We start from the raw sequence: 15,909 nt of genomic DNA on the forward strand, positions 1-15,909 counted from the left end.
TCCGGACGGGGGAGGAAAACAACACGTGCTCGGCTTCGTCGTGCGCCGACTGCGCGGGCGATGGCCGCTCGCCGTCGCCGTGCTGCTCACCGTACTGATCACCGCGACCACACTGACCGCGCTGACGGCATTCACCCGTGGCGTGGGCGAGGAAGGGCTCCGGCGGGCCCTGACCGGGACGGCGCAGCCCCGGACCACCGTCGTCATCACCAGCGGCCGGCCCGCCGATGCCCGCACCAAGGACGACGAGGCCGTACGGGCCTTCGCGGACGAGGTGTTCGGGCGGCTCCCGGTGGCCTCCGAGAGCGTGGCCCGCAGCCGCTCGTACGGACTGCCGGGTGTCGCCGCCTCCGGCCGCGACGCCGACCTGACCCTGCTCGCCGCCCTCGGCAAGGACCACGTACGGCTGCTCGCCGGTGCGTGGCCCGCCCCGGTCGCCGCACCCCCGGGCGCCGGCGCCCCGCCGGCGCCGACCCAGGTCGCCGTGCCGCGGGCGGCGCTCGCCCGGCTCGGCCTGGCCGAGTCCGCGCTGCCCGCCCCCGTCCGGCTGGACGACCGGTTCGGCGGCGCACCGCTGACCGTGCTGGTCACCGGTGTGTACCGGGCCGTCGATCCGGACGCCGCCTACTGGCGGCTCGACCCCCTCGGCGGCCGCGAGGTCCAGGCCGACACCTTCGCCATCTACGGCCCGTTCCTGGTGGACGACAGCGCCTTCACCACCGGCGGCCTCCTGCAGAACCACCGCCTCACGCTGCTCACCCCGGACCTGCGCACGGTCCGCACCGCCGAGGCCGAGGCCGTCCGGACCGCGACCGGCCCCGCGAGCGACACCCTCGAACGCGCCCGCTCCCTGCGGGCCGCCACCGAACTGCCCACCCTGCTGGCCGAGCTGGACGCCGGCACGGTCGTCGCCCGTTCCACCCTGCTGATGGGCGCGCTCCAGCTCGCCGTCCTGTCGACCGCCGCACTGCTGCTCGTCGCCCACATCCTGACCGTCCGCCAGGAACCGGAACGCGTCCTGCTCACCGCGCGCGGCGCATCCCGGCGCCGCCTCGGCGCGCTCACCGCGGCCGAGTCCCTGCTGCTCGCCCTGCCCGCGGCCGTCCTGGCACCCCTGCTCACCCCGCCCCTGCTGCGCCTGTTCGGCCGGTTCGGACCGCTCGGGCGGGTCCACCTGGAGATCCCGGACACCTGGCTGGTCTGGCCGGTGGCGGGCGGCTGCGCCCTGGCCTGCGTCCTGCTGACGACGCTGCCCTCCGTCCTGCGCGGGGCCTCCGCCGCCGTACTGCGCCGCGTGGGCAGCCGCCAGGCGCTCGTGACGGGCGCCGCCCGCTCCGGCGTCGACCTGGCCGTCGTGGTCCTCGCCGTCCTCGGCTACCAGCAGCTCTCGCAGTACGGCGGTACGGACGCCCCCGCGCCCGGAGCCTCCGCCGGCGGGCTCGGTGTCGACCCCGTCCTGGTCGCCGCCCCCGCCCTGGCCCTGTGCGGCGGCACCCTGCTGGTCCTGCGCCTGCTGCCGTTCGCGGCACGGGCCGGGGGACGGCTGGCGGCGCGCGGCCGGAGCCTGGGCCCCGCCCTGTTCGGCTGGCAGCTCGCCCGACGGCCCGGCCGGGCCACCGGGCCCGTGCTGCTGCTCGTACTCGCCGTGGCCAGCGGGATCCTGGCGCTCGGCCAGCACGCCGGGTGGTCCGCGTCCCAGCGCGACCAGGCCGACTTCGCGACCGCGGGCGGCCTGCGGATCTCCGGCAGCAGCATGTCCCCGATGGGGCAGGGCGGACGCTACGGGGCCCTGCCCGGCGGCGACCGCCTCATCCCGGTGGTCCGCCGGGAGCAGAAGCTGCCGGACGGGAAGCCCGCCGACCTCGTCGCGCTGGACGCCGCCAAGACGGGCGAACGGGTGCCGCTGCGCGAGGACCTGCGCGGCGGGCACGGCATGCGCGACCTGTTCACCCCGCTCGCTGCCGGCGAGCCGGGCGCCGCGGCCGCCGCCGCGGGCTCCGGTGTCACCCTGCCCGGCTCCCCGCGCCGGATCGACCTCGACGTGTCGGTCCGGTCCTCCGGGATGAGCTGGGCCGCCGTGAGCCTGCTGCTGCGCGACCGGTTCGGCGCCGTCTACGGGACGCCCTCGGTCACCCTGCCCCAGGGCGGCGACGTCACCCTCCCCTTCCTCCTCGACGCGCTGACCGGCGCCCCGGTCGGATCGACGGCCACCCCGCTGACCCTGGCGGGGATACGCCTCTCGTACGCAGGCGACGGAGACGACCCGGGCGACGGCAGCGAACTGACCCTGCGCCGGATCGCCGTCTCCAACACCGCGGACGGCGCCGCCACGGGCGTCGCCGCACCCGCGAACGCCGGCGGCTGGCGGACCTCGCTCCCGCAGGCGAGCGGCCCCCGGAGGGTCCCCGAGCCCGTCCCGGTCGCGGCCGGCTCCACGGACCTGCTGCGGCTGCGCTACTGGGGCGGCTTCGGCACCCTGCAGGGCGCCAACACCGTGGTGTTCCCCGCGCCCGCCGGCCCGGCCCCCACCGCCGTCCCCGCGGTCGCCACCACCCGCTACCTGGCGTCCCTGGGCGCCGCCGTCGGCGATACGGTCCCCGTTTCGCTGGACGGCGCCGGCGTCCAGATGCGCATCACCGCCTCCGTGGACTCCCTGCCCGTGGCCGGCCGCTCGGCGCTCGCCGTCGACCTGCACGTGCTCGGCCGGTACCTGCTGGAATCCGTCGGCCAGCAGCCGCCCACGCCCACCGAGTGGTGGCTGCCCGCCGACTCGGCCGCCGACCCGGTCCCGGCCCGCGCGGCGGACAAGCTGCGCGAAGGTGCCCGGATCGAACGCGTCCAACTGCGCGAAGAGATCACCGAACGGCTGCTGGACGACCCGCTGAGCGCCGGCCCGCAGAGCGCCCTGGCCGCCCTCGCCGCCGCCTGTGCGGTCCTGGCGGCCATCGGCTTCGCGACCTCCACCGCCGCCGAACGACGCGTGCGCGGACGGGAGTTCTCGGTCCTGCTCGCACTCGGCACCCCGCGCCGCTCGCTGGCCCTCGCGTCCGCCGCCGAGGGCGGGGTGCTGATCGCCATCGGGTCCGCGGTCGGGACCGGGCTGGGTGTCGCCCTCGTCCACCTGATGGCGCCCCTGGTCGTGCTGACACCCGCCGCCGGGCGGCCGTTCCCGCCCGTACGCGTGGACATGCCGTTCTGGCAGACCGTGCTCACGGTCGCCGCCATCGCAGCCGTTCCCCTGCTGTCGGCCGCGCTCAGCGGCCCCCGGGGCCGCGACATCGCCGCCCGGCTGCGTCCCGTGGAGGAGATGTGACCACCCCGCCGCCCGCCACCCCGCCGTCGGCCACCGCCCCCCGGCCCGCGCCCTGGGTCAGGACCCGGCTGAGGGCGGCGCCCCTGGCCACCCTGCTCGGTGCCGCGCTGGCCTTCGTCGCCGTCCTGCTGGCCGCCGCGCTGCCACGGGCCCAGGACCGGGGCGCCGACCAGGCCCTGCGGTCCTTCCTGGAACGCAGCGCAGCCGGCAACGCCAGCCTGCAGGTGGACGCTCCCTCCCCCGACAGCGGGCAGAGCGCCCAGGCCCTGGACGCCACGCTGGAGAAACTGCTCGAGCGGACCGGATCCACCTTCCGCGTGGACCCGGAGTCGACGGTCCACGGCGCACGCACCACCAAGCGGCAGGAGCTGCTGAATCCGGAACTCTCCCGTCCCTCCGGCTTTCCGCCCAGCATGAACCTCCTGCACGTCCGCCAGGCGGAGGCCCATGTGAAGCTGGCGGAGGGACGCTGGCCGAGCAGCACGCCCACGGCCCCCGCCCAGGCAGCCCCCGGGGAGACGGCGCCCCTCCAGGTCGCCCTCTCGCAGAAGGCCGCCGCGACCCTCGGCGCCCGCGTCGGATCCGTCCTGAAGACCGCGGCCCGAGTGGACACCACACCGTCCGTCGAGGTCGTCGGTCTCTACACCGTCCTCGACGAGAGCGACGACTTCTGGACGGACAACCTGGGGTGCCTCGCCCGCGCCTGCGAGCACTACTACAACGAGAGCCTCGCCTGGGACGTCGACGCCCTCGTCGGCACCGGGGACCTCGACCGGATGAGCACCTGGAGCCGCACCGCCGAGGACTTCTGGCAGCTGCCGGTGGACATCGGCCACCTGCGGGCCGACCGGCTCGACGCCACGAGGAAGGACATCGCCTCCTTCCTCGCCGGGCCCACCGCGGCCACCCTCGCCCGGGAGACCGGCCGCCCCGGGCTGCACACCACCTCGTGGCTGCCCGAGCGGCTGGAGGAAGCCCGCGTCCGGACCCAAGCCGCGGCGCCGCTCGCCGCGATCGGACCCGCCGGGGTCGGCGGCGTCGCCTTCGTCGTCCTGTGCCTGGCCGGCGCACTCGCGGCCGACCGCCGCGACGCCGAACTGCGACTGCTGCTCGCACGCGGCGGCTCGCGCGCCGCCATCGTCGGCCGGCTCATCGGCGAGGGCGCCGTCACCGTAATTCCGGCGGCCGCGGCCGCCACCGCGCTCGCCGTCCTGCTGCTGCCCACCCCCCGGCTCGCGCCCACCCTGCTCTGCGCCGCGGCCGTGGCCCTGCTCGCCCTGCTGGCCTTCCCCGTACGGGCGGCCGTACTGCTGACCCCGGCCCGCCCGGCCGGGCGGTGGCGCAGGCCCGTGGCCGAACTGCTCGTCCTCATCGCCACCGCCGCCGCCGTGGTGGAGGTCCGCCGCCGCGGGGTCGCCCCACCCGGCAGCGACCTCGACCCGCTGCTCGTCGCCGCCCCGCTGCTGCTCGCCCTGTGCGGCGGGCTGCTGCTGGCCCGGCTCCAGCCGGTGGTCACCGGATGGCTCGCCCGGGCCGCAGGCCGCGGCTCCGGACTCGTCGGCTTCCTGGGACTCGCGCGGGCCGCCCGCGGCCCGGCGACCACCGCCACGGGGGCCCGCGGCCGGACCGGCCCCTCCGTCCTGCCGATGGTCGCGCTGCTCGTCGCCATCACCACCGGGGGATTCGGTGCCGCCGTGCTGCATTCGGTGGAGTCGTCCCGGCTGGGGGTGGCCCGGCTCACCGTCGGCGGCGACGCGGCGATCTCCGCGTACGGGAAGACCCCGCTCCCGGCGGGGCTCGCGAAGGCCGCGGGCGAGCTGCCGGGCGTACGGACGTCCGTGCCGCTGTGGATCGACCACGACTCCGCCCTGCTCGGCACCTCCGTGAGGTCCAGCCAGGTCACCGTGATCGCCGCCGAGCCGGCCGCGTACGCGGAACTGTCCCGGGTCCTCGGCTGCGGATCCTTCGATCCCGCCCTGCTGGCCGCCGGCGGTACGCCGTCCCCCGGCGCCCCGGTGCCCGCGCTGTTCAGCGCGAGCCTGGCCGGACAGGCCAAGCAGGGCGGCACGTACACGGTGCAGCCCGGTGACGGCGGGGAGCTGAAGGTACGCGTCGTGGGCATGGTCAACTGCACCCCGGCCCATCCGGCGCGGGACGCCGCGACCGTCGTCGTGCCGGCGGGCGCCGCGACGGCCCTCATGGGCGGCGCCGACCGCGCCAACCGGTGGCTCGGCCTCGGCGACATCGACAGTGACCGGCTGCGCGCGCTGGTCCGCTCCAAGCTCCCGGCGCCGTCCGGGACCACGGCCCCGGCACCGGCACCGATCCCGGGTTCCGGTTCCGCCGCGGGCCCGGCCCCGCTCGACGAGGTGTACCCCGTGCACACCAGCGCCGAAGCCGTCACCGCGCTGGGCGCCGATCCGCTGCAGCGCTCGGCACAGCGCCTCTTCTGGGCCTCGATGGCCGGAGCGGCGGGCTTCGCCCTGCTGGCCGTACTGCTGACACTGATGCGGACCGTCCCCGAACGTGCGGCGCTGCTGGCCCGGCTGCGCACCATGGGGCTGCGCCGCAGGCAGGGCGTGGCGCTGATCCTCGCCGAGACCCTGCCCCAGACCCTGGCCGCGACGCTGGGCGGGGCCCTGGTGGCAGCGGCCGCCGTGGCCCTGCTGGGCCCGGCGATGGACCTGTCCACGCTGGTCGGCGCGCACGTACCGAACGGAGTGCGGCTGACGGCGGGCCCCGTACTGACCCAGGCCCTGGGCCTGGCCGCCCTGGTCGCCACGGCCGTGTGCGTGGAGGCGGCGACATCCGGGCGACGGCAGATCACCACCGAGTTGAGAGCGGGAGACCAGCGTTGAACACCGACCAGCCGACGTACGAGGAGCTGCGCCGCCGGGCGACGGCCGCCGCGGAGCCGCGCACCCCGGCGGCGGACGCCGCGATCGCCTGCGACCGCCTGGTCCGGATCTTCAGCCAGGACGGCATCGAGGTACAGGCCCTCCAGGGGCTGGAACTGACGGTCGAGCAGGGCGACCTGATGGCCCTCGTCGGTGCCTCCGGCAGCGGCAAGTCCACCCTCTTGAACATCCTGGCCGGCCTGGACGTCCCCACGGCCGGCAGCGCGGCGGTCGCCGGCTACGACCTGCTGGAACTGTCGGCGCGGGACCGGCTGCGGTACCGGCGCGAAGCGGTCGGGTTCGTCTTCCAGCAGACGGCCCGCAACCTGCTGCCGTTCCTGACGGCCGCCCAGAACGTCGCCCTGCCGATGCAGTTGAAGGGCGACAGCCCCCGCCGCGGCGCGAGCGCGCGCCGCACGGCCCGGGTCGGGGAGATCCTGGAGGCCCTCGGGATCGGCGACCTGGCGCACCGGCACCCGGCGCAACTGTCAGGCGGCCAGCAGCAGCGCGTCGCGATCGCCGTGGCGATGGCGAACGACCCCAAGGTGCTGCTCGCCGACGAACCCACGGGCGAACTGGACTCCGAGACGGCCGCGGCGGTCTTCGAGACCTTCCGGACCGTGAACAAGGAACTCGGCGTGACGGTGGTCATCGTGACGCACGACCCGATGGTGGCGGGCGAGGTCCGCCGGACCGTGGCGATCCGCGACGGCCGCACCAGCAGCGAGGTCCTGCGCCGCCTGGTCACCGACGAACACGGCGAGGAGTCCATCAGCGAACGCGAGTACGTCGTCCTCGACCGCTCCGGCCGCGTCCAGCTCCCCCCGAAGTTCCTGGAGGCCCTGGGCATGGAACACCGAGTGGCGGTCGACCTGGCCCCGGACCACATCGAGCTCCGCCCGGACGGCGCGGGTCAGTGAAACAACTGCTGGAATGCCGCGCCTCGTGGTGGGGTGCGGCTGCCGGGCGCTGCTCCTGAAAAGGCGTGGCTGCCGGGCGGTCGTGATGCGAGGATCGGTCCGCAACTCGATCTGCATCCGCGTCCCGGGGGTCCGCATGGAAGTCGCTTCGCTGCTGCCTTTGACCACGGCCCGGTTGACGCTGCGTCTGTTCACTCCCGGCGACGCCGACGACCTGTACGCGTACCAGAGCCTGCCGAGCGTGGCGCGCTACTTGTACCGGCCGGTGCACACGCGTGAGCGCAGCGAGCAGGTTGCCGCCGAGCGCGCGGCGCAGACGGCCTGGCGCGACGACGGGGACAAGCTGGCGCTCGCTGTCTGCCGACGCGATGAGCCCGGCGTCCTCGGCGAGGTCAGCCTTGCCCTGGCCGTTGCCCGCGCCGCCCAGGCCGAGATCGGCTGGACTCTCGCCCCAGGCCACCAGGGGCACGGCTACGCGACCGAGGCGGCCGCGGCGCTGGCCGGGTTCGCCTTCGGCACGCTGGGCGTGCACCGGCTCTACGCACGGCTGGATGTGGAGAACACCGGGTCCGTGCGGGTCTGTGAGCGCCTCGGGATGCGCCGGGAGGCGCACCTGGTCGAGAACGACCTCGACGGGGATCGCTGGGGCAGCGAGTACATCTACGCGGCGCTGTCCGGGGATCTCGGCGCGCACGTACTTCATGGCCCGCGACGGACCCGGCGCCTCGACGGGCCGCATCCGGCTGGGGTTCGGCCCCTTCTGCCGTGAGAGCTGCGTCACTGCCGGAGTCGGCCGGTGGGCGTGTGGAATGCGCCACTTACGGGGGTCCGTGGCGAAAGGGGCGGCGCGCTCGACGGTCGTGCCGAACCCCGGCAATCCGCAGGTGGGCAGCACATACGCCGGTTTCGGCCGGTTTTCCTAGCCAAGTGCACATAACTCGCAAATGGGACAAAAACTCCCTTTCGTTTCACAACTCCCTTTGCGGTCATACGTGACTTGATGGTGTGTCAGCCCCGAACGTGCGGGACATAATCGGCCGCGGTCGTCTCCGGAAGCAGTGGAGCCATCGGGACACCGATCGACTTCCCAGGCGGATCACCGCACCGGACCGACCCTCGAGGCGCTGTACATGTCCCTGGCCCGCCGTACCCGACTCGCGGCCCTGCTCGCCGCGCTCTGCGTCGGCACCGCCGGCGTCACGGCCTGGGCCTACGGACACGGGACCGAGCGCCCGCAGGCGGCCCCCGCGGCGCTGGTCACCCCCAGCGTGACCGAGGGCTCCGCCCTCCAGGTCGTCGCGCACCCCGACGACGACCTCTTCTTCATGAACCCCGACCTCAGCCGCTCCATATCGACGGGCATCAAGGTCACCACCGTCTACCTGACCTCCGGCGAGTCCGACGGCAGGAACGAGGCCCACAGCCCGCACCTGCAGGACGCCGCCGGCCCCGCCGACCGGGCCGCCTACGCGGAAGCCCGGCAGAACGGCATACGCGCCGCCTACGCGCAGATGGCCACCGGGGACCGTGCCAGCGCCTGGCAGCGCAAGTCCGTACCCACCGCAGGTGGCGGCAGCGCCGAAGTGGACGTCCTCGTCGCCCGTCCCCAGGTCAATCTCGTATGGATGGAGCTGCGCGAGGCCCGCAGCATCTCCGGGGACAATCCGGAGAGCCTCCGCGGCCTGTGGGACGGCCGGACCCCCGCCCTGGGCGCGCAGCTGACCTCCGGCACCCCGGTCAAGGACTGGTTCTCCTACACCAAGGACCAGACCGTGGCCGCCATCGCGGGCGTGTTCGAGACGTACCGGCCGACGACGATACGCACGCAGGACCCGACCCCCGGCAGGTCCGAGGGCTCCGGGGCCTTCCTCGACCACCAGGACCACATGTACGGCGCCCGCTTCGTGCAGGCCGCCGTCGAGCGCTACGCCAAGACCACGGCCCGGCCGCACTTCTCGGTCCAGAACTACGTGAGCTACCCGAACAGCTCGCTGCCGCCGACGCTCGACCCGCAGACGGCCGAGGAGAAGCTCGGCTACCTCAAGACCTACGCCTGGACCGACCACCAGGACTGGTGCGGCAGCCCCGCCGGCTGCGGCGACCGCAAGACCGCCACCCGGCCCACCGGCGCCGGCTGGAACCAGACCATCCGCTACAGCCGCGGCGACGGCACCTCCTGGATGACCGAGGGAGTCTCCGGACGGCTGTGGGCCTTCGCCGCGCTGGACGGCCGTATGGCGTACTGGTCGCGCAGCGGCCCGCAGGCCCTCTGGCAGGGCCCCGAGTTCCTGCCCGGCGACGGCATCGACTCCGGGGCGGCGGCCGTCCGGCTCTGGGACGGCCGGATCGGCGTGTTCGCCACCCGCACCACCCTGGGCGCGACGCCCGAGGAGTACGGCCGGGAGATCGTCTACGCCGTCCAGAGCGAGGTCGACGGCGGATTCGGTCCGTGGCGCTCGCTCGGCACCCCGGACACCGCGGACAGGTCGGGCACCTCGGCCATCAGCGGGCCGTCCGTCGCCCTGGACCCCGAGGGCCGGATGACGGTGTACGTCCGAGACTCCCGCCGGACGCTGCGCGCCCGGGCCCAGGAGACCCCGGGCGGCGACTTCGGCGCGTGGCAGGCCCTCGGCGGCGCCGGCCTCCAGGGCGACCCGGTCACCGCGACCGACGGGGCCGGGCGGCGCCACGTGTACGCGGCCACGGCCGGGTCCGTACTGGCCTGGGTCCAGCCGGCCCCGGACGCCCCGTTCGCCGGCCCCGTCCCGACCGGGCTGCCCCAGACGACGGGCGCGCTCTCGGTGCGCCCGGAGGGCGACGGCGTCCGCGTGTTCTTCCGCCGGCCCGGCATCGGCACCGTCGCCACGAGCCTGGCCCGCGCCGACGGGCCCGCACCGGAGTTCTCCCCGGTCGCCGAGGCCGGCGGCCTGGGCGGCTACGGCGCCGTGGGCATCGCGGGAGACCTGCTCGCGGGCCGGGCGGGCGCGGGCACGGTCGGCGTCGCCGTCACCGACGGTCCGCAGCCGTGGCAGGAGTCCCAGATGCTGTACACGGGCGCCCCGGCCGGTGTGGCCGAGGGGGCCGGTACGGCCGTCGCCGCGGCGCTCGGCCTGGACGCCGATCTGCACGTCATCACGACGGTCCCCGCGGGTGGCGCCGCGCTGCCCGGCAGCCGGACCCCCGCGCCGTGGCACCGGGCCGTCCAGCCCTGGACGCTCGCGCAGGCCGGCCGCCCGGGTACGACCGGCGCCGGGGGCCAGTCCCCTCGGTGACCTGCGCCGCAGCGCTCGTCTGCAGCGCTTGCCCGCACCGCCCGCCCGCAGCACCGGCGCCCCGGACCGCCGGGTGGCAGGGCCGGGTGCGGCGAGCGAGGATGGCAGCCGGACCACCTCGCGCAGCCAGGGCGGCCGCACGCGGACCAACGGGCGATCGGGGCTTCCATGACCCCTCCTCTCCTCTCGTGCCGACGCAGGTGCGCAGGGCCCGCGACGGTGCGCGCCGTCGCCGCCCTCGCCGCCTGCACGGCCCTGGTGGCCGGATGCGACACCGCCACCGCGCCCGACTGGGGGTACCCGGAACTCGGGAAGAACCTCCGATCGCTCTCCCGTGATCTCGATGAGGCCTGTGGGCGGACGGAGGCCCCGGCGAGCTGCGCCGAGGACCTCGACCGGCTCACGGCGCCGACGGAGCGGGCTTTCGCCCAGGTCCTGGAGCACAAGCTGCTCGACGTCGGCGCCGTGGCGGCGATGAACGAGCTGGACCGGGCGAGGCAGCTGCGCGTCGCCGCCGCCGAGGAGGCCCGGTCCCGGCAGGATCCGCACCACCTCCCCCTCGCGCGCGCGGTGGCGGCCGAGAAGCTCGCGTACCAGGGCCTGCTCGACGAGCTGGAACGCCTGCGCACCGCGCCGCCGCCCGGCGACGGAACGGACCCGGTCTGAGGCACGGACCTCCGACCCGCACGAGCCGACACGCTCGCGAGGCCGCGGCGCTTCGGCGCTACGGCCTCCCGGGTGGCGCGGGGAGCGTCCCGCCGTCGAGGGCCACGAGCGTGAGGACGACGATCGAGCCCGTCCATGCCAGCGGCGCGACCGAGGAGGGCCGGCCGGCCCGGTCCACCTTCTCGGGCAGCTCCCCGAGCGGGTTCCGTTTGGCGAGGACCCAGTCCAGGACCCGCCGAGCCTTCGCCGGCTGCCCCGTGGCCGCCCAGGCGAGGGCGAAGAACGAGGTGCTGGGGGTCCAGGCGTTCGCACCCCAGGGCGCGGTCGGATCGTTCCCGGGCGTGAGCCCGCCGTTGGGCAGCAGCAGCGCCTCGTACGTGGTGTCCAGCGCCCGGGGCAGGTCGGCCGGGGCCGTGTTGAAGGGGGGCGCCATGAAGGCCACCGCGCTGTCCCGGCCGTGCCGTCCGTCGACGGTGCGCTGATAGCCGAGGGGGGCGAACGCCCGGGAGATCCCGGTGGAGAGCCGCCCGGCAGCGCCGGACCAGCGGGCCGCGTCCCCCGGCAGGTCCAGTACGCGGGCGAGGTCGGCGGCGGCGTTGAGCCCGGCGAGCAGGGGTGCGGCCGTACCGATGTTGGCGGTGGTCGTCATCACCTCCCAGTAGTCCGGTGAGGCCGGGGGCAGCCCGTCCGGCCCGAGGGAGGCCGCCGTGTGGTCGGCCGCCCTGCGGATCATCGGGTAGAGGGCGGTCAGCCGGGCGCGGCGGGTGGCCGCGGGCGCCGTGCGGTACCACTGCCAGGTGGCCCACGGAACCCAGCCGTTGGCGTCGAGCTGCCACCGTCTGCTGTCCGGCGGGCCGGATCCGTCCAGTTCCGTCCGCGCCTCCCAGGTGCCGTCCGCGCGCTGGCTCGCGGCGCTGTAGCGCAGGATCCGGTAGGCCTCGGCATCGTGCCCGGTGTGTGCGAACGCGGCGGAGGCGAAGCTGGAGTCGCGGGGCCAGGAGTACATCCAGCCGGGAGACCAGCCCGCCGCCAGGGCCCCGTTCGGCCGCAGCAGGGCGCGCATGGCCAGCAGGGCCCGCTCGGCCGCCGCGCGCTGGGCCGCCGAGCTGCCGGGCACCCGGCCGGCCGCCAGCCAGGCACGGCTCTCCGCGATCTGCAGACGGGCCGTCGGATCCTCCGGGGCCACCACGACCGACGCCGTCCGGCCGTTGGGAAGGTACCTCCACCGGCCGGACAGCAGCCGCAGCACGTGGCTCCGCTCGACGTACCGTGCGCCCCCGGCGCCGTCGGCCGTGACGCCCTCGGCGGCGGTGGCGTTGGAGAGGAGCCCGACGGTAGGGGCGATCACCATCGACAGGGGCGCGTAGCGGCCCTCGGCTTCGCCGTGGCTCTGGTGTCCGAGGGGCCGGACCAGGAACACCGGCCGCCCTTCCCCGGCGGGCCGGCCGACGGGACTGCCCGCGACGCACACCGGGAGGGCGACGCCCGCGACGCACGCCGTGACGGCCGCCCAGCGGACGAGCAGGGCAGCAGGCATCGCCACTCCTTCTGTCGGGCTTCCGTGCGCGCGGCCCCCGGAGCTCCCATCGTGGGCCGGACGCGCGGAGCCCGCCATGACATGCCCGCCGCCCGGGTGACGGATGGGGGAGGGCCCGAAGCGGCCGCGCGTGCCCGCACGGAGCAACGGACGCGACACCGCAGGAGGCGGCCGCAACAGGGCGAAGGCGCCCGCGGCGCACGGCAGGAGGGCCGCGGGCCCGGCCCGGGCGGCTCCCCTCTCGGATGCCGGTGGGCGGTGAACCGTGCACATTGGTGTGACCGGAACCGGCAGGCCCATCTGCGGCCGGACGCCGGCCCGGCCCCGCTCCGCTGCGAAGGACTGGTGAATGAGCACTGCTCCGACCGAGGGGAACCGCCGGTTCGTCCGCAGGCTCCTGCCGGTCGCGGGCAGCTGCCTCGTGGCGGCGGCCGGAGCCCTGGTCGCCGTCGGCTGCTTCCTCGGCCTCTACCTGCGGCCCACCTCGGACGACTGGTGCGCCGCCTGGAAGTCCCGCGATCTGGGCGTCCTCGGCATCACGCACGACTTCTACGCCACCCAGAACGGCCGGATCACCAACGCCTTCCTGAGCGGCATCGTCTACGGCGACGGATTCACCGGGATGAAGATCCTGCCGACCGTGATGGCCGTCGCCTTCACGATCGGCCTGGTCCTGCTCGGGATCCAGTTCCTGCGGTGCCTCGGCGTCAAGCCCCCGGTCCTGCTCCTGGTCGCCGCCTCCCTGGCCGTCCAGGCCGTGATCTACTACGGCGGCACCCGCAGTTACCAGGTCCTGCTGTGGGCACCGGCCACGATCTCCCACACGATTCCGAGCGTCATCGGAGTGTGGGCGCTGCTGCTGGCCGTCTGGACCGTCCGCCGGACCCGGGCCGCCGTACGTGCGTGCGGCTTCGCCGCTGCGTTCCTCATCGGGTTCGCGATGGGCACCCTGAGCGAGTCGTTCTCCCTCGTCAGCGGACTCCTCGCGGCCTGCGTGGGACTGCTGGCCGTGCCCCGCCTGGGGCTGGCGCGGACCTGGCGTCCGTTCACCTGGTGCCTGCTCTGGTGCTCCGGGATCGTCTGCGGGCTGATCGTGCTCACCACGTCCCCCGGCGCCCGGTGGCGCCGTGCCCAGCAGCCGGCCAAGGAGTCCATGCTCTCCGCGGGCGAACTCCGGGGCACCTACGAGGACTGGCTGCACATGTGGGACACCGTCACCGGCCAGTGGGCCTACCTCGGAGCCGCCGCCGTCGGGCTCCTGCTGGGCCTGGGGGCCGGGCTCGCGGCGCCCGTGCCCGCGCCCGGGAAACGGGAGTCGGGCCGGGCCGTCCCGCGGAGGATGCTGGTCGCACTCCTGTTGCTGCCGGTGCTCGTGGTGGTGCTGGGATCGTTCGCGGTGGTGGTGGGGCTGCGCAGCGGCTACGGACCGAGCGGATGGACGTACGCCCGTACCTGGACGAACTACCTGGTCCCGATGGAACTGGCCCTGTGCGCCTACGGCGTCCTGCTGGGGGTGTGGGCCCGCCGGTACCCGGCGCGCCGGGTGGCCCACGTCGCGGCCCTGCCGGCGGGCATCGTGGTCGCGGCCGGACTGGCGCTGGCCTCGCTGGCCGTGCTCGTCCCGAGCGTCGAGCGGCTCACCACCGCCACGGTCACCCGCGCCGTCGCCTGGGACGCCCAGAACTTCCGCATCCGGACCGAGGCCGCGGCGGGGGCCACCGACGTCGGATACCGGCCCATGCACATCGGGAGCCTGGCCGAGCCCTTCTTCACGTCCTCCTACGAGCGGGACTGGGTCGCGGCCTGTGTCGCGAACTGGTACGGCATCGAGCGGATCCACCGCGTCTGAGCGCGGCCCTGCGAGCTCAGCCGCGCGGCACCGCACGGGCCAGGAAGTGAGGGGCGGCGTCCTCGTACTCCTCCAGGTGCCAGCCCGTGGTCTCCAGCGCCCGGCGGAGGTTGTCCTCGGCGAGGAGGTCGTCGGGGTCCGGGGAACGGCCGTGCCGGGCGGCCCGCTCCGCGCGGCCCGACGGGTGGAAGAGCAGCAGGACGCCGTCGGCCGCGCTGACGCGGGCCCATTCGCGCAGGGCGGCGGCCGGGTCCGGGAGGTGGTCGAGCAGTCCCGCCGAGAAGATGCCGTCCACGGAGGCGGCGGCCAGCGGGAGCCGGGCGCAGTCGGCGGCGACGAGGGACCCGTGGCGGGTGCGGCCGTGCCGGGCGGCGGCGGCCAGCATGGCCGGGGTGAGGTCGACGCCGAGCACCTGCCCCCGGGGTCCGACCTGCGCCCGGAGCGCGGGCATGGCCCGTCCGGTGCCGCAGCCGAGGTCCACCGCACGCCCGCCGGGTGCCAGCCGAAGCCGCGCGATCGCGGCTTCGTACGCGGGGGTCTGGTAGGCGAACCGCTCCTCCCAGGCGTCGGCCCGACGGGTGAAGAATGCGCGGGTGGCGGTGTGTTCGGCGCGGGCGGCCACGAGGCCGGCGAACCGGCCGAGGAGCTGCTCGCCCCAGGGGTCCAGGGGGAGCTCCTGCGGCAGGAAGCGGACGCCCCAGGCGCTGGCGCCGATCCGGAACGCCTGCTCCGGATACCCGTCGCAAGAGGCCAGGACCACGGCGTCGGCGGGCAGTTCCAGGGGGTCGCAGGCCGGCCGGAGGCCGGGGGAGGGCCGGGCGGCCCCGGCGAACAGCGGGTCGGAGCCGGCGGCCCGGGTGAGTTCCACCGGCGGGCGGTCGGGTGCCGGGTCGGGCCGGGCTCCCGGGGCGGTGCCCGCCGCCCGCACCAGCAGTCGGGTGCCCGGTTCCAGGGCCAGTACGGGCACCTGCGCGGCGAGCGCTTCCCTCAGCAGGCCGGGATCGGCGGCGCCCAGGACGATCAGGCCCTCCACCCCGGCGAGGTCGGTGCACGGACCGGCGTCGTCGGCGTGCGGGACGGTCCGGGAGGTCAGTCCCGCCGCGGCGAGCACCCTGCTCACGGCGGGGGGAGCCTGCCCGGCCGCGGGCTGCACGACGACTACCGCCATACCTCAGTCCTTGCATTCGAGTTGATGTGGCTGTTTGGGGCTGTATCTGCGCAAGCATGCCCACAATCCGACCGCATATGCCAGAGGCGCTCCGGCCTGTGAGACGGCCGGCCCGAACGCAAAGAGGCCCCCACGTGCCGAACACCGCGATCGGCATGCAGGGGCCTCTTTTGCCGGTGCTCCCCAGGGCGGCGAGAGCCGCTCGACCGTCACGGGGCCGGTGTACGTGTCGGTCGGCCGAGGTCGACCCGGCAGGGCGACTGGACGATGACACGGAGACGGGCCGA

9 protein-coding genes are annotated in these 15,909 nt (G+C 75.5%); 7 read left to right on the plus strand and 2 right to left on the minus strand.

Translation table 11 applies throughout. The features are described 5' to 3' along the window. Positions 1 to 25: 25 nt before the first annotated feature. The 6 genes from ACXNSR_RS36110 (at position 26) to ACXNSR_RS36135 (ending at position 11,068) form a co-directional block, all read left to right on the plus strand. Positions 26 to 3,313, plus strand: coding sequence for an FtsX-like permease family protein (locus ACXNSR_RS36110; RefSeq protein WP_458639545.1), 3,288 nt, complete (start codon positions 26 to 28; stop codon positions 3,311 to 3,313). Then, on the plus strand, positions 3,310 to 6,171 hold the full coding sequence (locus tag ACXNSR_RS36115) for a hypothetical protein (RefSeq protein WP_458639546.1): 2,862 nt from the start codon (positions 3,310 to 3,312) through the stop codon (positions 6,169 to 6,171). Before ACXNSR_RS36110 ends, ACXNSR_RS36115 begins: the two co-directional genes overlap by 4 nt. Beyond that, positions 6,168 to 7,130, plus strand: a complete 963-nt coding sequence (locus ACXNSR_RS36120; protein ID WP_458639547.1) for an ABC transporter ATP-binding protein — start codon at positions 6,168 to 6,170, stop codon at positions 7,128 to 7,130. The genes ACXNSR_RS36115 and ACXNSR_RS36120 overlap by 4 nt, the downstream gene beginning before the upstream one ends. 136 nt (positions 7,131 to 7,266) lie before the next feature. Next, a complete protein-coding gene (locus ACXNSR_RS36125; protein WP_458639548.1) occupies positions 7,267 to 7,899 on the plus strand; it encodes a GNAT family N-acetyltransferase in 633 nt (210 codons plus the stop codon). A 361-nt stretch (positions 7,900 to 8,260) separates the two neighbouring features. Next, entirely contained in the window at positions 8,261 to 10,402 is a 2,142-nt protein-coding gene (locus ACXNSR_RS36130) for a PIG-L family deacetylase (protein ID WP_458639549.1), read from the plus strand. A 219-nt stretch (positions 10,403 to 10,621) separates the two neighbouring features. Further along, complete coding sequence (locus ACXNSR_RS36135) at positions 10,622 to 11,068, plus strand: hypothetical protein (protein ID WP_458639550.1); 447 nt, start codon at positions 10,622 to 10,624, stop codon at positions 11,066 to 11,068. A gap of 58 nt (positions 11,069 to 11,126) precedes the next feature. Here the strand turns inward: ACXNSR_RS36135 and ACXNSR_RS36140 are convergent, their stop codons facing one another. After that, the gene (locus tag ACXNSR_RS36140; protein WP_458639551.1) at positions 11,127 to 12,605 is read right to left on the minus strand and encodes a glycoside hydrolase family 15 protein; all 1,479 of its coding nucleotides are present in this window, start codon (positions 12,603 to 12,605) and stop codon (positions 11,127 to 11,129) included. A gap of 349 nt (positions 12,606 to 12,954) precedes the next feature. Between ACXNSR_RS36140 and ACXNSR_RS36145 the strand changes: the two genes are divergently transcribed. Then, positions 12,955 to 14,454, plus strand: a complete 1,500-nt coding sequence (locus tag ACXNSR_RS36145; protein ID WP_458639552.1) for a hypothetical protein — start codon at positions 12,955 to 12,957, stop codon at positions 14,452 to 14,454. Between the two features lie 16 nt (positions 14,455 to 14,470). Here the strand turns inward: ACXNSR_RS36145 and ACXNSR_RS36150 are convergent, their stop codons facing one another. Next, on the minus strand, positions 14,471 to 15,622 hold the full coding sequence (locus ACXNSR_RS36150; RefSeq protein WP_458639553.1) for a methyltransferase domain-containing protein: 1,152 nt from the start codon (positions 15,620 to 15,622) through the stop codon (positions 14,471 to 14,473). Between the last annotated feature and the right edge of the window lie 287 nt (positions 15,623 to 15,909).

This window comes from Streptomyces sp. NC-S4, assembly GCF_054353315.1.